A 17723-nucleotide genomic window follows, 5' to 3' on the forward strand; every position below is an offset into this window, starting at 1 on the left:
CGCGCTCACCCACCCGCATCTCGTCGGCGTCGCCGCGCAGCTGGTCTCCGGCACCGCGGAGCAGCGCATGTCCTGGGGCATCGCCACCCTGGTCAACGGCATCCGGGACACCCCGGTACCCGCCGCGGACGTCACCGAGGACGCGCACATCTGATCACCGGCCGCCCGCACCGAAACCGGCAGGCGGGCGGGCGCGCAGGCCCCTTCGACGCACGCGGCGGCCGGCATCGAGTCGATGCCGGCCGCCGCGTGCGTCCCTCCCTTACCGCGCCCCTCCCTTACCGCGCCCGCCCCTTACCGCGCGTGCCGGCCCCGTGCCTCACCACCCGCCCGGAGCCGGTGGCGGGACGACCACGGGCCGGTCGTCGCACGTGATCGTGTTGGGCAGCAGCCAGGGGGCGAGCCAGTCCCCGTCGTTGCCGCCCAGGTCCGTGAGGGAGAACTCCGAACCGGTCGCGGGGAAGTGGAAGGACCCGCAGTTGTTGACGCCGACCGCGCCGACGTGGCGCGCGTCCACGTTCTCGAAGCTCGCCCCGCCCGCCGCGCGGGCGCTCAGCACCGAGGTGCCCGTGCCGTCGACCCTGATGTCCTTGAAGTGGACGCCCTCGATGTCGTACTGGTCCTTCACGGCCCAGTCGGAGACGAGCATGATCGCGTTGTACGTGCTGTCGAGGTAGTGGTCGCCGGTGACCCGGATGTCGGCCGCGTCGATGCTCTTGTCCAGGGCGAAGACCCACAGCGCGCCGAGCCCGATCTTCCAGTTCAGCTCGTACGTACCGGCGCGCACCGTCGTGTTGTCGTGGAGGTCCAGCTTTCCGGTGAACGGTTCCGCGCCGAAGCGGGAGCCGATGTGCAGGGCGCTGCCCTCTCGGACCGGGTCGGCGACCAGGTTGTTCGACACGGTGTTGTCGGTGCCGCCGTAGAGCGCGATGCCGTTGGCGAGGACCGGCGTTTGAACGGTGTTGTGGTCGAAGATGTTGCGGGCGTTCGCGGTCTTCTCCGACCACAGGGCGAGGCCGTCGTCGCCCGAGTTGCGCACGAACGTGTTCGTGACCCGTGAATCGGTGACACCGGTATGGAAGTTGAGGGCGTCGGCGATCTGGTCGACGATCGTGGTGCCGCTGATCCGCAGGTTCTTCATCGGCCCGTCGAACCACATGCCGACCTTGGTGTGGCTGATGTGCAGCCCCTCGACGGTCGAGTCGCTCAGCGCGCCGCCGATGCCGTTGACCTGGTCGGTGTCGACGCGTTCGCGTACGTCGCCCTCGATGGCGAAGCCGGACAGGTGGACGTTGCGGCTGCCGCCGTCGGCGGCGGACTTTCCGTAGAACCCCACGCCGGTGTGGACCGATCCGTCGGCGGCCGGCTGAGCGAGCGTCACCTCGCGGCCCTTGATCTTCGTGTACCAGTCGCCCGCTCCGGTGATCGTGACGTCGTCGACGACGATGTGCCGGTCCACACGGTACGTACCCGGCGGGATGTACACCTTGAGGTGAGCCCGCCGGGCGAAGGCGATGGCCTTCTCGATCGCGCCCGCCGCATCGCGCCGACCGGTCGGGTCGGCCCCGAAGGCGAGGACGTCGGCGGCGCGGAGTTCGACGTGCGGACGCCCGACGAGCTCCGAGTCCAGCAGGTCGACGACGGTCCACGCGGCCCTGCTCCCGGCGGGGGCGGTGAGCCGTACGGTGTCGCCCGCGCGGTACGTCCGGCCGAGCAACAGGCGCTGCTCGTCATAGAAGTGGCTGGGCCGGAAGGGCTTGGCGAGGGCCGGTACGGGGGTCGTGGCGGCGGGCACGCAGGAGCACTCGGTGATCCACCAGTCGGGGTGGAGCAGCCCCGCGCCCGGGTCGTTGGAGAACGGGTACTGGTTGTACAGCCAGGAGAACTGCGAGGTCAGCGTCATCGTGGAACGCTTCTTGCCGTTCACCGCGACGTCCAGCGGCGCCGTGATCCCGCCGCCGCCCGGTGCGTCCGGGATGCTGTAGCGGACGGTGATCGCGTTGGCCGCGCTCGGCAGCGTGAACTCGACGTGCTCCCCGGGCTCCAGACGGACCGCCTGCCGGCCGGACGCCTCGGACGGGAGCGTGTACGCGGTGCGGTCGGGGCCGATGACCGTGCCGTCGGTGGCCGCGTTCTCGGCCTCCTGCTCGGCGAACGCCACCTTCGCGCCCCGGCCCGCGACGAGCGCCGGGTCGAGGGCGGCCCGGGTGACGACGGGGGCCGGGGCAGGGGGCACCGGGGCAGCGGGGCGAGCCCCCGCGGGCGCACCGGCCATCACCCCGAGGCCGACGGCGGCCGCGGTCATCGAGGCGACGGCGGCCGCGTACAGCCCCGTTCGCCGCGGTCTTCGCGCACTGGTCGCTCCGTAACCGCTGATCTTCCGTGACATCGCGGGCTCGTTTCTCTGAGGCGGTCCGAGGAGGTCCGAGGAGACCTGAAGAGCTCTGAGGAGGGGGCGAGGAGACCGGGGCGTCCGGGTGAGGCGGCCGCCGAGAAGGTGAGGCGACAGTAGGACGCGCACGACATGCCCCACAAGAGTTCTGCGAGCAGATTTCGAGAGACTGACGAATAACTGCGCTGCCTCATCGTCTTTTTGCGTCCAGCAGCGGCGTCATTGCGGCAGTCCGCCAGGGAGGGGCCGCACGGAAACCCGTGATCCGGGCAGGGTTGCACCAAGGAGCGACGTGCGGACGTAATCGGCTACCGCTGAGCCGGGGTCTGCACCGGGCCCTGGGCCGCGGCCCGCGCCGGGGCCTGGGACCGGGCGGGCCCGGAGGCGGACTCCCCGGACGGGGTGTCGCGCAGACCGAGCCGCAGGTGCTCGACGTGGAAGAGGGCCTGCCCCAGAAGTTCGGCGACATGGTTGTCGTACAGGGCGTAGACGATCGAGCGGCCCCGGCGCTCTCCGGTGACGAGTCCCAGGTTGCGCAGCAGGCGGAGCTGGTGGGAGCAGGCGGAGGCTTCCATGCCCACGGCCTCGGCGAGGTCGCCGACCGAGCAGGGCCCCTCCTGGAGCCGGGCCAGGATGTACAGCCGCGAAGGGGTGGCCAGGGCCTGAAGGGTGGCGGCGACGTCGGTGGCGCCCGCCGCGTCCAGGCGCTCGCGGGGCGTGGCGTGGTGCGTGTCGTCGACTCCGTGACCCATGATGTCCATCCTACCGGCGACACCTGAAAACCTGTTCAGATGTTCCTGTACGGTGGACGCGTTGCCGCCCTCCGCCCGAAGAGGTTGCCCTGCCATGCCTTCCGACCTGCTCCAGCGGCCCGAAAGGGCTGCTCCGGCCGCCGCACCCACGGCTCCGAGGCGGCGCACCCGGGTCTTCGCCCTCCCCGAGGCCCGCTGGGCCACGGCGGCGCTGGCGCTGTTCCTGCTCGCGCTGCCCCTCCAGCTGACCGGCGCACCCGGCTGGGCCTGGGGCCCGCTGTACGCCGCCGCCTATGTCACCGGCGGGTGGGAGCCGGCCTGGGCCGGGCTCGGGGCGCTGCGGGAGAAGACCCTGGATGTGGACCTGCTGATGATCGTGGCCGCGCTCGGGGCGGCGTCGATCGGGCAGGTGATGGACGGTGCGCTGCTGATCGTCATCTTCGCCACCTCCGGGGCGCTGGAGGCGCTGGCCACCGCCCGCACCCAGGACGCGGTGCGCGGTCTGCTCGACCTCGCGCCCGCCACGGCCACCCGGCTGGCCGACGACGGGAGCGAGTCGACCGTGCCCACCGGGGAGCTGGCGGTCGGCGACACCGTCCTCGTCCGCCCCGGCGAGCGGGTCGGTGCGGACGGCCACGTCCTCACCGGGACCAGCGAGGTGGACCAGGCCACCATCACCGGGGAACCGCTGCCCGTCGCGAAGGAGGCCGGGGACGAGGTCTTCGCCGGCACGCTCAACGGCACGGGAGCGCTGCGGGTGAGGGTCGGACGGGACCCGTCGGACTCGGTGATCGCGCGGATCGTGGCCATGGTCGAGGAGGCTTCCGGGACCAAGGCGCCCACGCAGCTGTTCATCGAGAAGGTCGAGCAGCGGTACAGCCTGGGCATGGTCGTCGCGACCCTGGCGGTCTTCCTGTTCCCGCTCGCGTTCGGCGCGGACCTGACCGGCTCGCTGCTGAGGGCGATGACCTTCATGATCGTGGCCTCGCCGTGTGCGGTGGTCCTGGCGACGATGCCGCCGCTGCTGTCGGCGATCGCCAATGCCGGACGTCACGGGGTCCTGGTGAAGTCCGCCGTGGTCATGGAGCGTCTCGGGCAGGTCGACGCGGTGGCCCTGGACAAGACCGGCACCCTCACCGAGGGGATCCCCCGCGTCACGGATATCCGCCCCCTGGACGGCTCCCGGCTGACCGAGGACGCGTTGCTGGCGCTGGCGGCCGCCGCCGAGCACCCCAGCGAGCACCCCTTGGCGCGCGCCGTCGTGGACGCCGCCCGCGCCCGGGGCCTGGTCCTCGCCGACGCGCGCGACTTCACCTCCACGCCCGGCGTCGGGGTCACCGCGACCGTCGACGGCCACCGGATCACGGTCGGCACGCCCGCCCGCCTGCCCGGCAGCCGGGACGGGAGGGGCGACGCCACCACGGCCCGCGTCGCGGCAGAGCTGGAGGACAGCGGCCGCACGGCCGTCCTGGTGCTGCGCGGCGACTCCCCCATCGGCGTCCTCGGCCTCGCCGACCGGCTGCGGCCCGACGCCGCCGCAACCACCGCGGCGCTGACCACCCTGACCGGCAGCGCCCCGATCCTGGTGACGGGCGACAACCCCCGCGCCGCCGCCCGCCTGGCCGCCGAGGCCGGCATCACCCGTGACCACGTCCACGCCGGCCTCCTGCCCCAGGACAAGGTCGAAGCCGTGCGGCGTCTGGAGGGCCGAGGGCGCAAGGTGCTGTTCCTCGGGGACGGCGTCAACGACGCCCCCGCCCTGGCCGCCGCCCACACCGGCATCGCCCTGGGCAGAGCCGGCTCGGACCTCGCGCTGGAGACCGCGGACGCCGTCATCGTCCGCGACGAACTCGCCACCGTCCCCACCGTGATCGCCCTCTCGCGGGCGGCCCGCCGCCTGGTGGTGCAGAACCTGGCCGTCGCCGCGGCGTTCATCTCCGGGCTCGTCGTCTGGGACCTGGCGGGCCACCTGCCGCTGCCCCTCGGCGTGCTCGGCCACGAGGGGTCGACCGTCATCGTCGGCCTCAACGGCCTGCGCCTGTTGCGCGATGCCGCCTGGAACCGCGCCGCGCAGGACATCCGGTGAGCCGCCGCACCAGGAAGGCAGCCTCCGGGAAGGCCACCTCCACGCCGCAAGCGCCCCGGCCCACCGTCACCGTCTGTCGCGGCTGCTGCTGCGGCACCCCGGAGAAGGTGCCGCACCTGGACCACGAAGCCCAGCTCGCCGACCTGCGCACCCTGCTGGCCGGGGTCGCGATGGTCCGTCGGACCGACTGCCTGGACGCGTGCGAGCGCGCCAACGTCGTCGTGATCCAGCCGTCCGCCGAAGGCCGCAGGGCCGGGGGACGCCCGGTCTGGCTCGGGCAGGTCAACGACCCCGACGCCGCCGCCGACATCGCCGCCTGGGTCCGAAACGGCGGCCCCGGCCTCGCCGAGCCGCCCGACGTCCTCGACCTGTACACGTTCGCCCCCTCCCGACGCGTCCGCCACGAGCTCGAGGACTGACCGCACCCCTTTCCGCGTCACCGAGGCAGCTGCCCCTCCCGGTTGACCTCCGTCACCCTCGCCCGCAGGACGAGCCCCGGCGGCGCCGGACTGACCCGGTCGGGCGGGCAGTCCCACTCCGCGCCGCCGCCGGGTGGCCGCAGCTGCACGTACGGGCCGACCCGCCCCATCACCCGGCCCACCCGCCCGTCCCGCTCATCGACCGCGAAGGAACCGGGCTCCGGCGTACACGCCTCCAGCCCACCGGCGTCAGCCACCATGCCCCGCCGCCTTGCCTTCGAGCACCTGGGTCAGCCGCAGAGCCGTATCGAGGTTGCAGCGGCCCAGGTCAAGGAGCACGACGGGATCGTCGCCCGCGAACGAGACCGGGTCGAGCCGCAGCGACGGCAGCACGATCCCCACCCCCGCGAACCCTCCCCGCAACCGCGCCACCAGCTCCTCGGCCTCCCGCACCCTGCCCGCTACCGCTTTGCGCCGCTCCGTAGTCGTCATGATCCATTCCTTCCACTCTGCGTAGTGTCAATGCATACCCAGCGTGGTCAATATCTCGTTAGCCTGGAAGAGGTGCCGTTCCAACAACCGCACGTGTGCCACAGGGAGTTGTCATGCCAGGTCCCAGAAAGCTCGACCCCTCCTCCTCTCCGCGCGCCCTTCTCGGCGCGGAACTCCGCCACCTAAGGGAGGACGCGGGCCTCTCCCAGGCCGAACTCGGCGCCCCGCTCTTCGTCAGCGGCTCGTTCATCGGGCAGCTGGAGTCCGGCGGATGCAGATGGACCAGGCGGAGAAGTTCGACGAGATCCTGGGCGCGGACGGCTTCTTCGTACGGAACTGCGCGGCGCTGAAGACGTCGAAGTACCCGGAACACTTCGCGGAGGCCGCCGAGGCCATTTGGGAGTACGCGCCTCAGCTCATCCCGGGGCTTTTGCAGACGGAGGCGTATGCGCGGGCGGTGTTCCGGGCGTACCAGCCGACAGCAGTGGAGAGCGCGATCGACGAGTTGGTGACGACCCGTCTGGAACGTGCCCGGATCCTCACCGATCCAACATCCCCACTGTTGTGGGTGGTGCTGGAGGAGGCGGTGTTACGCCGAGTGGTGGCGGGGCCGCAGGCAATGGCGGCGGCGCTCCGGCATATCGCGGGCCTGGTCAGACAGCGCCGGATCATCGCGCAGATTCTGCCATTCTCGGAGGGCGCTCACATGGCTCTGGAAGGGCCACTCAAGCTGATGGCGTTCCCGGACGCTCCCCCACTCGCGTACCTCCAGGGCTTGGGCACCGGACAGTTGCAGGACGATCCGGCCACAGTCGGCCAATACGAACTGACCTACGATTTACTGACAGCCAGTGCGTGCTCCCCGGCAGCATCCCTGGCCTTGATCGAATCGGTGGCGGAGGGTTACGACCATGAAACTCAGCAGCTCTGACTACGACCTTTCTACGGCGATCTGGCACAAGTCCTCGCACAGCGGCGGCGACGGCGGCGACTGCCTGGAGATGGGCACCTGGCGCAAGTCCACGTACAGCGGCGGAAGCGGCGGGGACTGCCTCGAAGTCCTCGACGGCGTGCCTGAGATCGTCCCCGTCCGCGACTCCAAGGTGACGGACGGCCCGGCGCTGGTGTTCCGCGCGGCGGCCTGGTCGACGTTCGTGGCCGGGCTGAAGAAGTAGACGCGCCCACCCTCCTCGGAGCTCGAGCGTCGGCACCCTGCTGTCGGACCCCTGTCACTACAGACGCACCTCCGCCGACCCTGATGAGGCCTGCCGATCGCATAAGCTCGGCTTGAACCAAGTCGCCTATACCGCAAGGCGGTTGCCCACCCAGTCGCCGCTGGGGGAGACTACTGGTGAGCCGAAAGCAGGTGCGCCCGTGCCAGCAGCCGAACCGGAGAACGTCGCCTGGATGAGCGAGAGGCAGCTGGCCCGAGCCTGGCCGACCATCCGGGCGACGTGCCTGGACGCCACCGCGAGGGCCAACGGCGTCCGCAACAACCACCACGTGTCACACTCCACGTGGGGCGAGCTCAGATGGCGCGGCTACCACCCCGCAGACGTCGCCCGGGTGGCAGCGGCGATCGCCGACGGCACCGCGGAGCTCCAGCCGCACTGGCGCAACGACACCCCCGAGGCCAAGTTGCTCGATAAGCGCCTCCGCAGGGAGAACCTGCCCGGCGCCATCGGGTGCGCCCTGCTCGTCGCGATCGGGGTGGCGATCGTCGTCACTTTCCTGGTTCTCACCTGGAACGCCTCCGGATCTGGTTCGTCTTCGCCCTCCTACTGGCACTGACCCGCTCGCGCTCCCGCCGAGGCCCGTCATCGCTCGGGGCTCAAGTGTCGAGATCCGAGCGCTCTTTCAGCGGAATGGATGGCGGGATTGATTCCCACCCACCCTCCCTGCCTGGCGGGTTGACTTTTCGCGACCGACTTGCGACGGAGGGTAGCGACGCTCTAGCGTCAGCCTCGACACGACGGCCCCCGCCGGTGCGCAAACACCGAGCAGGGGCCTGACCACGACGATCGAAAGAGCGATCTCATGGCTGCCGACCAGTTTAGTGCTGCCCCTGTTTCCCAGCCCTGCCCCGTGCCCACGCTCGACCATCCGATGGCCAATCCCGGATACGGCAAGCGTTCGGCACCGGATCAACGCCCCCGTGCCGGCCACGACTTCGCGCACCTGCTCCCCCGCGACGCGGCCATCGCCACGTACATCGACGGGCTGTGCGAGGGGGCCGACATCTCCGTGAAAACCCTCGCCAAGGTGCTGCCGTACGGGCAGTGCGCACTGCGGACGAGCCTGAACCGGCTCCAGGAGGCGGGGCATCTGCGCCGGGGCAGCGAATGCGTCGCGACCGAGGAAGCGCTGATCTGGGTCACCCGCACGTTCTTCTCCCGTACCGCGCGCGACGACGACTGGTGGGCGGCGTTCACCCGGGGCGACGTGCCGCAGGAGCGGCAACGGCCCACCCGGTCGCGGTCCTTCATCCTGCTCGCCGCCCTCGGGAAGGCAGCGCCAGCGCTGCAACTGCCCGAAGCGGGCTGTGTGCAACTGGAACCGCAGGTCAGCGAGTGGTTCGAGCGGGGCGCGACCGAGGCCGAGATCTTGTGCGCGCTCACCCAGGGACTCCCGGCCCAGGTGTACAGCCCCGTCGCGTTCGTCGGCCGCAGGCTGCTCGACAAACTGCCGCCCGCGCGCATCGCCGCCGTACGAGAAGTCGTCCTGCGGACTCTGGAATGCCGGGAGTGCCGGGCACCCGGCAGCCCAGAGGCGATGCGGGGCGGCGTGTGCGGAGCGTGCCGGGGCAAGCCCGGCGACACACCCAGGGGTCCGGCGGGCGCCGTGCCCGTACAAGGCGTGCGGGCCCGGATGAGCGCGGTGCGGGCGGGGCTGGTGCCCCGGAGGGAGCGGGCCGGGTCCTGACGGGCCGCGGGGCGGCGCGGGCCGGGCTTTGACGGCCGCGGGACGGGCCGGACGTCCTCGCCGGTGCCGTCCGCCACGGTCAGCTCGGTCGGCCTAGGTTCTGTCGTCAAATGTCACGCCCACATCAGGAGTGAGGCGAGGGTGGCGGCTGCTTCGTAGGACTCGACGGTCTTGTCGTACCGGGTGGCGATCCCTCGCCATTGCTTCAGGCGGTTGAAGCACCGTTCCACGACGTTGCGGCGTTTGTACGCCTCGCGGTCGAAGGCCGGCGGGCGGCCTCCGTGGCTGCCGCGCCGGGCCCGGTTGCGGACCTGGTCGGCCCGCTCCGGGATCGTGTGCGGGATGCCGCGGCGGCGGAGCCAGACGCGGATGGCCTTCGAGCTGTAGCCCTTGTCGCCCAGGACGTGATCGGGCCGGACGCGGGGCCGTCCCGGTCCGATCCGGGGCACCCTGATCGCTTCCATCACGGTGATGAACCGGGTGCAGTCGTTGGTGTTGCCGCCGGTGACGACGAAGCCGAGGGGACGGCCCCGGCCGTCGCAGGCCAGGTGGATTTTGCTGGTCAGACCGCCTCTGGAGCGACCGAGCGCCGGGTCGCGGAGCCCCCTTTTCGGGCCCCGGCCGCGTGCTGGTGGGCACGCACGACGGTCGAGTCGACCGCGACGAGCCATTCGACGTCACCCGCCGCATCGGCTTTCGCCTGGGCGGCCCGGAGCATCCGGTTGAACGTTCCGTCCATCGCCCACCTGCGGAAACGGGTACGGAGCGTGGCCCATGGGCCGTAGCGCTCGGGCACGTCCCGCCAGGCCGTCCCGGTCCGGAACTTCCACACGATCCCGTTCAGGACCTTGCGGTCGTCCAGCCGCCTCCGCCCCCGCAACGACTCGGGCAGCAACGGCCGGACGAACTCCCACTCGGCATCGCACAGTTCATGGCGACGTATCACGCCACTATGATCCCCAGGCAAGATCATTTGAAGACATCGCCTAGGGCCAGGTGCTCGCTCCGGCCGTGCGAACGTCCAGGGGGACGCCTCCGATGCGGTAGCCCTGTTCGTCGAGGAGATGGCCGCTGAGCTTCAGCGGCCACAGTGCCACGGCCCGGTCGGTGATCTCCAGGCCGGGAACGCGCTGGGCGAGTCGTACCTCGAAGCGCTGCACGTCGGTGAGGGACTTCACCCAGGCGATGATGAGGACGTTGTTCCGGCCGGTGACGCCGGCGCACAGCCGTACCTCCCGGGCACCGGTGACTCCGCGCGAGACGCGTTCCAGCTCGCCCGCGGCCGCCCGCCCCCATTGGATCACCGTGACCGGCCACTCCGACAGGGGGCGTGCGACCTCGCAGCGGGTCTGGATCATGCCGGCGGCAAAGAGCCGGCCGAGTCGTCGGCGGACCGTGTCCGGGCTCGCCCCGCAAGCGTCGGCGAGCGCGCGGTAGGTGGCGCGGCCGTTCATGGAAAGGGCAGCGATGAGGGCGTGGTCCAGGTCGGTGAGTGGGAATACGGGTGCCTCGGTGCGGGCGGTGTCGGTGTCGGCGAGGCGGGCGATCTGGGTGCGGTCGAGGGCGCGCAGCCGCCAGCGGCTGCCCTCTGTGTAGACGGTGCTCGCGAGGTGGGTGCGGCTGGCGACGACGCCCGGTATCGCGCCGATGCCGCGGGTCATCCAGTGGGTGAGTGCCGCGAGGTCCGGGGCCATCACGGTGAGCAGCAGGTCGCGGTCTCCGCTGACGTGTTCGACGGCAGTGACGTGGGGCAGCCGGGCGAGGGCCTGAGCCACGGCCAGCAGGCTGCCGCCGGCGCAGTCCACTTCGACGAAGGCGAGCAGTCCCTGTCCCGCCGAGGCGAGGGCGGGCGACGGGGAGCAGCTGATCCAGGCGGCGCCGGCTTCGGTGAGCCGGTGCCAGCGGCGGCCCACGGTCACGGCGTCGAGGCCGAGTACGGCGCCGATCTCGTTCCACCCGGCCCGCGGGGCGATCTGCAGTGCGTGCACCAGGGCCTGGTCGACGTCGTCGAGCGCCCGTACCACGCCGTGTGCGGAATGCTGCGTCATTCGATGCCCCTTGCGTGTTTCCTGCGATTCAGAGCCAACGTGAGGGTGAGTACTTCAGTCTTGCCCCACCGAAAGCCGGAACCGTACCAGGAGGTTGACGCAGCATGTCCGTACTGGAACGCGCCAGGGAACTCCAGCCCGATCTCGTGCGGCTGCGCCGCTCGCTGCATCGTGAGCCGGAGCTCGGTCTGCGGCTGCCGCGTACGCAGGAGAAGGTCCTCGCCGCGCTCGACGGTCTCCCGCTCGACATCACGCTCGGCCGGGAGCTGACCTCCGTCACGGCCGTGCTGCGAGGTGGCCGTCCCGGTGGGGCGGTCCTGCTGCGGGGCGACATGGACGCACTGCCGGTGGACGAGCTCACCGGGGTGGAGTATGCCTCCGAGGTGCCGGGCCGGATGCACGGCTGCGGGCACGATCTGCACACCGCCGGACTCGTCGGCGCGGCGACGCTCCTCGCGGATCGCCGGGAGAGCCTCCAGGGCGACGTGGTGTTCATGTTCCAGCCGGGCGAGGAGGGGCACAACGGCGCGGGCGCGATGATTGACGAGGGTGTCCTGGACGCGGCGGGCAAGCCCCTCAACGCGGCCTTCGCGCTCCACGTGTCGGCCAACCGCCTGCCCGGCGGCTGGGTCGCGTCCCGGCCCGGCACCGTCATGACGGCATCCGACGTCCTGCGGGTGACGGTACGGGGCGAGGGCGGGCACGGTTCGGCTCCGCACCACGCCAAGGACCCGGTGCCCGCGGTCTGCGAGATGGTGACCGCGCTGCAGAACTGGGTGACGCGCACCTTCGACATCTTCGACCCGGTGGTGGTGACCGTCGGACGGCTGCACGCCGGCACGCAGCACAACGTCATCCCGGACACGGCCGAGTTCGAGGCGACCGTACGCAGCTACTCGGAAGCCAACCACGAGCGGCTGGCCCAGGGGCTGCCGCGCCTGGTGCGCGGGATCGCGGCCGCGCACGGCCTGGAGGCGGAGGTGGAGTACGAGATGCTCTACCCGGTCACGGTCAACGAGCCGGCCGCGACGGAGTTCGCCCTTCAGACGGCGCGCGACCTGTTCGGCCCGGGCGAGGTGTGGCACGCCCCCCAGCCCGCGAGCGGTTCGGAGGACTTCTCCCTGGTGCTGAACAAGGTGCCCGGCGCGATGCTGCTCGTCGGCGCGGCACCCGAGGGCGTGAATGTGGAGAAGGCGCCGCAGAACCATTCCCCGCGGGCCATGTTCGACGACCGGGTGCTCCACCGCCAGGCCGCGCTGCTCGCCGAGCTCGCGGAGCGGCGGCTCGCCGCCGGGACATCCGCGTGAGGGCGCCTGGCGGGACGGAGGTGGCGGCGCCCCGGGTCACCGCCGTCGTGGGTCTGCTGGTCGTCTTCGAGCTGGTCAGTGGCTTCCTCCAGGGGTCGGGCCCGGCGCTGGTGCCCGCCGTGCAGGACTGGCAGTCCATCAGCGCGTCGCAGGCGCAGTGGTACATGGCGGTCCAGTTCCTGGCCGCCGCAGTGGGGGTGCCGGTGTTCGGGCGCCTCGGCGATCTGTACGGGCACCGCCAACTGGTCCGGATCGCGCTGATCTGTGTCGCGGCGGGCACCGTCCTGGTGGCCCTCGCACCCAATCTGACGGTACTGCTGGTGGGTCGAGCCCTGATGGGGCCGCTGGCGGCGCTGCTGCCGCTGGAGATCGGTCTCGTACGGGACCGGCTCGACCTCGAGGGCGCGCGGCGGGCCGTAGGGCTTCTCGTCGGCGCGCTCACCCTCGGCTCGCTCCTCGGCCACGGCCTGGCGGGCCCCCTGCTCGAACTCACCGGCGGCGTCCAAGCGACGCTCTGCGTCCTCGCCGCAATCGCCTGCGCCTGTGTGGCCCTTTCGTACTGCGCGATCCCCGAGTCCCGGACACGCGCGCCCGGCCGGATGGACTGGACAGGGGCACTGCTGCTCGGCATCTCGCTGCTGCTGTTCCTCGGCACGACGGCGCGCGGCCAGACCTGGGGCTGGACCTCACCGCTCACCCTGGGCGGCCTCGTCCTCTCCCTGTCCCTCCTCGCCTGGTGGATCCGGCTCGAACGGGACCGGCCGCACGCCCTGGTCGACGTCCGGGCAGTGGCCCACCCCCGGTCCGCGCCGTACTACGTCTCCGGTTTCGTCTTCGGCGCCGTGATGCTGGGCGGGCAGGCAGTCGCCATCTCCTACATCGCCGCATCGACGGTCGACGAGGGGTACGGATTCGGGCTCACCACCTGGGAGATCAGCGCGTGGGGCGCGGTGCCCCACGTCCTGGCCTTCGCCGGAGCGAGCCTCGTGGCCCGAGTGGCGGCCCGCACCGGCTACCGTCGCGTCCTGCTGCTCGCCTTCGCACTGATGGCCGCCGGCAACGCGGGAATGATCGCCGCCCACACCACGCTGCCGCTGTTCGCCCTCGCTTCCGCAATTTCCGGCTTCGGCATGGGCCTGGCCATGGGCGGCCTGCCCACCCTGATCGCGGAGCGCAGCACCCCGGACCGCACGGCGAGCGCGACCGCCGTCTACAACAACCTCAAGACCCTGGGCGGCAGCCTCGCGGGCGCGGGCTCGGCCGTCGTCCTCGGCACCCTGGTCGTCAGGGACACGGACGTCCCCGCGCTCTCCGCCTATCTGACGATCTGGGGACTGGGCTCCCTGCTGTGCGTGGGCGCGCTCATACTCCAAGTCCTGACCAATCGTCAGGCGGATGCCTCGGGTGCGGCGAAGAACCGCCGCTCGGATACGCGTACGCACAGCGACGCGGGCACGTCAGCCGGGGAGTAGCGGGCGATACCGGAGATCCATCCCGGCATCCGGACGAACAACTGCCGGGGCAACATCAGCGGCGGGCCCGACGACCACTGCGGGAAGAGCGAGGCCAACCTCACCTCGAAAGCTGACTGCCACCGCGGGGCCGACCACGGGAATGGACCCGCTGAACGCGATCCAGGCGGTCAGTGCGTGTGGAGCGGCGGCGCCCAGCGCCCTGGCGCCGTCGTCGGGGGTCTGTCTCCCGGAAGGTGGCAGACCTCGCAGTCCGCCGCACGTACCAGACAGCATGTATGGAAATTGAGCCCCGGCAGCCACTTACGGACGCGCCAGGTCCACGGCTCCGGGAGCGTCCGCGGGGGTGAGCCCCGTGGCCCAGACCCGGCCGTACACGGACAGGTCCCGCAGATGTGCGGTGATCTCCTCAGCGCTGTAGCCGGTGTCGCGCTCCACCCACCAGGACAGCAGGCCGATCAGTTCACCGGTCCAGGCGCGGGCGACGACATCGAGCGGGACGCGCGGCGTGACGCCGAGCTGCTCGGCGCGGGTACGGAAGACCCTCTCGGCCTGCGCGGAGATGATCCCGGTGAACTCGCGCAGCGCCCGTCCGTCGCCCTCACCGCGCAGGATGACCCGGTAGACGGGCCGCTCCTGCTCGGCATGCTGGAAAACGTACAGCACCGGCAGGCCGGTGAAGCCCTTGTCCTGGGCCTGTTCGACGGCCGGCAGGAGCCGCTCACGGTCCTCGGAGAGGTCCCGCACGATCCCCACGAGCAGGTCTTCCTTGTCGCGGTAGTGCGCGTAGAAGGTGGCGCGTCCGACGTTCGCGCGTTCCGTGATCTCCTCGACCGTGATCGCGTGGAACCCCTTCTCCAGGACCAGATCGACCAGCGCCGTGCGCAGGGCGGCACGGGTCCGGCGGACGCGCCGGTCGCCGACGGGCTTCGTTTCCACTGTGTCTCCTTCTCGTCCGGACCGTTGACCTGACCTTAACGCTGGCCTTACGTTGCTGAACACCAAGCTAGATATCAGACAGTCTGTTCAGTAACTCGGTGTGGAGTGACGATGAACCTGGGGCGCTACATCCGCCGGACAGCGGGCCACCAGCCCGATGCCGAAGCCGTGGTCTGCGGCACGAGTCGGCTCACGTACGCGGAACTGGACGACCACAGCGACCGGCTCGCGGTCGCGCTGCGCGGACTGGGCCTGCGTCAGGGCGAGCGCGTGGCGACACTCGCCGGCAACAGGGCCGAGTTGGTCGTGACAGAGATCGCCCTGTACAAGGCGGGATTGGTGCGCGTCCCGATCAACGCGCGGCTCGGCGCCCATGAGGTGTCCCACCTCCTCCGCGAGTCGGATGCGCGGGTGCTGCTCACGGACGCCGCCCACCTGGAGGATGTACGGGTCGCCGTGCCCGACACGGGAACGAGGGCCGTCATCGGCTACGACGGCCCTAGCGACCTCGGGCCCGCCTACCTGGACATGTTGTCTGGAAATGCTCCGCAACCTGTCGACGTCGAGTGCGCTGAGGGCGACGCCGCCGTTCTGCATTTCACCTCAGGCTCCACCGGCAAGCTCAAGGCCGCGATCCAGACGTACGGCAACCGTCTGGCCCTGCTGCGGAAGATGGTGATGAGCGCCGACACCCGGGTCGGCCCCGGCGACAAGAAGATCCTCGCCGGCCCCGTCACGCACGCCTCCGGCATGCCGCTGCTCGGTATCTTCTTCACCGGCGGCTGCGCGGTGATCCTGCCGCGCTGGGAGCCCGAGGAGTTCCTCGCCACCGTCCAGCGCGAGCGTGCCACCCATGCGTTCGTCGTCCCGACGATGGTCAACAGCGTGCTGGCGCTGCCCAACGCCCGCACCTACGACACCTCCAGCCTGCGTCAGCTGATCTACGGCGCCGCACCCATGTCCGCTCAACGCATCCGCGAGGCATGGGAGTTCTTCGGACCGGTGCTGTCCCAGGGCTACGGCTGCGGCGAGACGACCTCCGGGGTGCTGTTCCTGTCGACCGACGACCACCGCCGAGCCATCGAAGGCGAGGACGAGGAACTGCTGCTGTCCTGCGGGCGCCCGCTCGCCGAGGCCGAGGTGGCGATCCTCGACGAGGACGGAACCCCCCTGCCCGACGGGGAGATCGGCGAGATCGCCGTGCGCGGACCGGACGTCGTCCCCGGCTATCTGGGCGCGCCCGACCTGACCGCCGCCTCCTTCCGTGACGGCTGGTTCCTCACCGGCGATCTCGCCCGTCGCCGAGCGGACGGCTATGTCTTCATCGTCGACCGCAAGAAGGACATGATCGTCTCCGGCGGGTTCAACATCTACGCCGTCGAGGTCGAGTCCGTCCTGCACCAGCACCCCGACGTCTACGAGGCGGCCGTCGTCGGCGTCCCCGACGAGCAGTGGGGCGAGGCGGTCAAGGCGGTCGTCGTTCTGCGCGAGGGAGCCACGCCGGCCGAGTCCGACCTCGTCGACTTCTGCGCCGACCGGCTGGCCCGCATGAAGAAGCCGCGCTCGGTCGACTTCGTCGCCGCGCTGCCCCACAACCCCAACGGCAAGATCGACCGCCGCGCGATCCGCGACCACTACTGGGCGGGCGCCGACCGCCGCGTCAACTGAACAGAAAGCACCCTTATGACCTTCACCCTCGAACCCTCCTACGACGACAACCCCCGCCTTCAGGACCTCATCGTCCGCCTGCGCTCCTACCTGCGTGACGAGCTCATCCCGTACGAACTCGAGCACGGCATCACCGCCGAGACGAAGCTCGACCGCACCATCCTCGAACACATCTGGAAGCGCAGCGCGGAACTCGGCTTCTACGGCATCAGCCTGCCCCCCGAGCTCGGCGGCCAGGGCCTGAGCTTCTCCGAGCTGTGCGCGCTCAAGGAGGAGCTGACCGCCTCAGGAGCCGCCCTCTCCCACTCCGTCCTCGGCGACATGGGAGGCCCGCTGCGCGTCGGCGCGATCGTCAAGTACGCCACCGAGGAACAGCGGGAGCGCTACCTGATGCCCGTCGTCCGGGGCGAGCGGGCATGCTGCTTCTCCATCACGGAGGAGGACGCCGGCTCCGACGTGCGCCGGATGACGACCACCGCCACCCCGGACGGCGACACGTACGTTCTCAACGGCAAGAAGGTGTTCAGCTCCGCCGCCCCGTTCGCGGACTTCGCCATCGTCGTGGCCCGCATGGCCAGCACGGAGGAGGCGTACAGCGCCTTCCTCGTCGACCTGGACACCCCCGGCTGCCAGGTCCTGGACGGCGAAGTCCCCATGTCCGGACAGCAGATGGAGGGCGACCTGCTCTTCGAGGACTGCCGAATCCCGGCCGCCAATCTGCTGGGTGAGATCGGGCAGGGCTTGCGCATCGGCATCGGCCGCATCACCCTCAACCGCCTCCTGCACTGCCCGTCCCTGATCGGCGCGGCCCGTCGTGCCTGGGACCTGTCCCTGGACTACGCGATGAACCGCGCCGTCTTCGGTCAGCCCCTGCTCGCCCACCAGGCCATTCACCACAAGATCGCCGAGATGGCCACCGAAATCTACGCCGCGCGCTCGATGGTGATGGCGACGGCGGCGAAGGCCGACCGGGGCGACAACGTCTCCGTCGAGGCGAACATGTGCAAGCTGTTCACCTCCGAGGCGTGCTTCCGCGTCGCCGACCAGGCCGTCCAGATCCACGGCAAGGCCGGGCTGACCCGGGGTAACGAGGTCGAGCAGATCTTCCGCAGCCTGCGGATGTTCCGGATCGTCACCGGAACCACCGAGATCCACAAGAACGCCATCGCCAAGGGTCTGATCTGACCCCACCCCCTTGGTGTCCCAGGGCGGTGCCGCAGACCCTC

At 70.9% G+C, this 17723-nt stretch carries 15 protein-coding genes and 2 pseudogenes; 10 read left to right on the top strand and 7 right to left on the bottom strand.

What is annotated here, in order from left to right:
• Positions 1-319: 319 nt before the first annotated feature.
• Both E6R60_RS29380 and E6R60_RS29385 read right to left on the bottom strand, forming a co-directional pair.
• Positions 320-2389: a glycosyl hydrolase family 28-related protein gene (locus E6R60_RS29380; protein ID WP_136329728.1), complete on the bottom strand. Its 2070-nt coding sequence runs from the start codon at positions 2387-2389 to the stop codon at positions 320-322.
• Between the two features lie 311 nt (positions 2390-2700).
• Positions 2701-3144 (bottom strand): metalloregulator ArsR/SmtB family transcription factor, encoded by a 444-nt coding sequence (locus E6R60_RS29385; protein ID WP_136329729.1) that lies wholly within the window; start codon positions 3142-3144, stop codon positions 2701-2703.
• Between the two features lie 94 nt (positions 3145-3238).
• Here E6R60_RS29385 and E6R60_RS29390 point away from each other — a divergent pair, with 94 nt between their 5' ends.
• The gene (locus E6R60_RS29390) at positions 3239-5230 is read left to right on the top strand and encodes a heavy metal translocating P-type ATPase (RefSeq protein WP_136329730.1); all 1992 of its coding nucleotides are present in this window, start codon (positions 3239-3241) and stop codon (positions 5228-5230) included.
• Complete coding sequence (locus tag E6R60_RS29395; RefSeq protein WP_136329731.1) at positions 5227-5649, top strand: (2Fe-2S) ferredoxin domain-containing protein; 423 nt, start codon at positions 5227-5229, stop codon at positions 5647-5649. The genes E6R60_RS29390 and E6R60_RS29395 overlap by 4 nt, the downstream gene beginning before the upstream one ends.
• 17 nt (positions 5650-5666) lie before the next feature.
• Here E6R60_RS29395 and E6R60_RS29400 read toward each other — a convergent pair whose 3' ends face one another.
• Complete coding sequence (locus tag E6R60_RS29400; RefSeq protein ID WP_136329732.1) at positions 5667-5909, bottom strand: hypothetical protein; 243 nt, start codon at positions 5907-5909, stop codon at positions 5667-5669.
• Positions 5899-6141 (bottom strand): hypothetical protein, encoded by a 243-nt coding sequence (locus E6R60_RS29405; RefSeq protein ID WP_136329733.1) that lies wholly within the window; start codon positions 6139-6141, stop codon positions 5899-5901. Before E6R60_RS29405 ends, E6R60_RS29400 begins: the two co-directional genes overlap by 11 nt.
• A gap of 113 nt (positions 6142-6254) precedes the next feature.
• Between E6R60_RS29405 and E6R60_RS29410 the strand changes: the two are divergent.
• The 4 genes and pseudogenes from E6R60_RS29410 to E6R60_RS29425 all read left to right on the top strand — a co-directional run bounded on the left by E6R60_RS29410 (position 6255) and on the right by E6R60_RS29425 (position 9063).
• Positions 6255-7072, top strand: a pseudogene (locus tag E6R60_RS29410) (helix-turn-helix transcriptional regulator).
• Entirely contained in the window at positions 7053-7316 is a 264-nt protein-coding gene (locus E6R60_RS29415; protein ID WP_136329734.1) for a DUF397 domain-containing protein, read from the top strand. Before E6R60_RS29410 ends, E6R60_RS29415 begins: the two are co-directional and overlap by 20 nt.
• A 199-nt stretch (positions 7317-7515) precedes the next feature.
• Positions 7516-7932: a hypothetical protein gene (locus tag E6R60_RS29420; protein ID WP_136329735.1), complete on the top strand. Its 417-nt coding sequence runs from the start codon at positions 7516-7518 to the stop codon at positions 7930-7932.
• 315 nt (positions 7933-8247) lie between these two features.
• On the top strand, positions 8248-9063 hold the full coding sequence (locus E6R60_RS29425) for a hypothetical protein (RefSeq protein ID WP_136329830.1): 816 nt from the start codon (positions 8248-8250) through the stop codon (positions 9061-9063).
• 113 nt (positions 9064-9176) lie between these two features.
• Here E6R60_RS29425 and E6R60_RS29430 read toward each other — a convergent pair.
• A pseudogene (locus E6R60_RS29430) lies at positions 9177-10006 on the bottom strand (IS5 family transposase).
• Positions 10007-10049: 43 nt separating this feature from the next.
• Positions 10050-11111 (bottom strand): Lrp/AsnC family transcriptional regulator, encoded by a 1062-nt coding sequence (locus E6R60_RS29435; RefSeq protein WP_136329736.1) that lies wholly within the window; start codon positions 11109-11111, stop codon positions 10050-10052.
• 104 nt (positions 11112-11215) lie between these two features.
• Between E6R60_RS29435 and E6R60_RS29440 the strand changes: the two genes are divergently transcribed.
• The gene (locus E6R60_RS29440) at positions 11216-12418 is read left to right on the top strand and encodes a M20 family metallopeptidase (RefSeq protein ID WP_136329737.1); all 1203 of its coding nucleotides are present in this window, start codon (positions 11216-11218) and stop codon (positions 12416-12418) included.
• On the top strand, positions 12415-13890 hold the full coding sequence (locus E6R60_RS29445; protein WP_240802724.1) for an MFS transporter: 1476 nt from the start codon (positions 12415-12417) through the stop codon (positions 13888-13890). The genes E6R60_RS29440 and E6R60_RS29445 overlap by 4 nt, the downstream gene beginning before the upstream one ends.
• A gap of 303 nt (positions 13891-14193) precedes the next feature.
• Here E6R60_RS29445 and E6R60_RS29450 read toward each other — a convergent pair whose 3' ends face one another.
• Positions 14194-14829: a TetR/AcrR family transcriptional regulator gene (locus tag E6R60_RS29450; protein WP_136329738.1), complete on the bottom strand. Its 636-nt coding sequence runs from the start codon at positions 14827-14829 to the stop codon at positions 14194-14196.
• A 111-nt stretch (positions 14830-14940) separates the two neighbouring features.
• Between E6R60_RS29450 and E6R60_RS29455 the strand changes: the two genes are divergently transcribed.
• Complete coding sequence (locus E6R60_RS29455; RefSeq protein WP_136329739.1) at positions 14941-16497, top strand: long-chain fatty acid--CoA ligase; 1557 nt, start codon at positions 14941-14943, stop codon at positions 16495-16497.
• A 15-nt stretch (positions 16498-16512) separates the two neighbouring features.
• Positions 16513-17682, top strand: coding sequence for an acyl-CoA dehydrogenase family protein (locus E6R60_RS29460; RefSeq protein WP_136329740.1), 1170 nt, complete (start codon positions 16513-16515; stop codon positions 17680-17682).
• Positions 17683-17723 lie beyond the last annotated feature (41 nt).

Origin of the sequence: Streptomyces sp. A0642 (assembly GCF_004795105.1) — a bacterium.
Taxonomy (GTDB): domain Bacteria; phylum Actinomycetota; class Actinomycetes; order Streptomycetales; family Streptomycetaceae; genus Streptomyces.

Bases quoted from the DNA above. Each gene is read 5' to 3' on its own strand.
- E6R60_RS29380 (WP_136329728.1), bottom strand. From the start codon at position 2,389: ATGTCACGGAAGATCAGCGGTTACGGAGCGACCAGTGCGCGAAGACCG.
- E6R60_RS29385 (WP_136329729.1), bottom strand. From the start codon at position 3,144: ATGGGTCACGGAGTCGACGACACGCACCACGCCACGCCCCGCGAGCGC.
- E6R60_RS29390 (WP_136329730.1), top strand. From the start codon at position 3,239: ATGCCTTCCGACCTGCTCCAGCGGCCCGAAAGGGCTGCTCCGGCCGCC.
- E6R60_RS29400 (WP_136329732.1), bottom strand. From the start codon at position 5,909: ATGGTGGCTGACGCCGGTGGGCTGGAGGCGTGTACGCCGGAGCCCGGT.
- E6R60_RS29405 (WP_136329733.1), bottom strand. From the start codon at position 6,141: ATGACGACTACGGAGCGGCGCAAAGCGGTAGCGGGCAGGGTGCGGGAG.
- E6R60_RS29415 (WP_136329734.1), top strand. From the start codon at position 7,053: ATGAAACTCAGCAGCTCTGACTACGACCTTTCTACGGCGATCTGGCAC.
- E6R60_RS29425 (WP_136329830.1), top strand. From the start codon at position 8,248: ATGGCCAATCCCGGATACGGCAAGCGTTCGGCACCGGATCAACGCCCC.
- E6R60_RS29435 (WP_136329736.1), bottom strand. From the start codon at position 11,111: ATGACGCAGCATTCCGCACACGGCGTGGTACGGGCGCTCGACGACGTC.
- E6R60_RS29440 (WP_136329737.1), top strand. From the start codon at position 11,216: ATGTCCGTACTGGAACGCGCCAGGGAACTCCAGCCCGATCTCGTGCGG.
- E6R60_RS29455 (WP_136329739.1), top strand. From the start codon at position 14,941: ATGAACCTGGGGCGCTACATCCGCCGGACAGCGGGCCACCAGCCCGAT.
- E6R60_RS29460 (WP_136329740.1), top strand. From the start codon at position 16,513: ATGACCTTCACCCTCGAACCCTCCTACGACGACAACCCCCGCCTTCAG.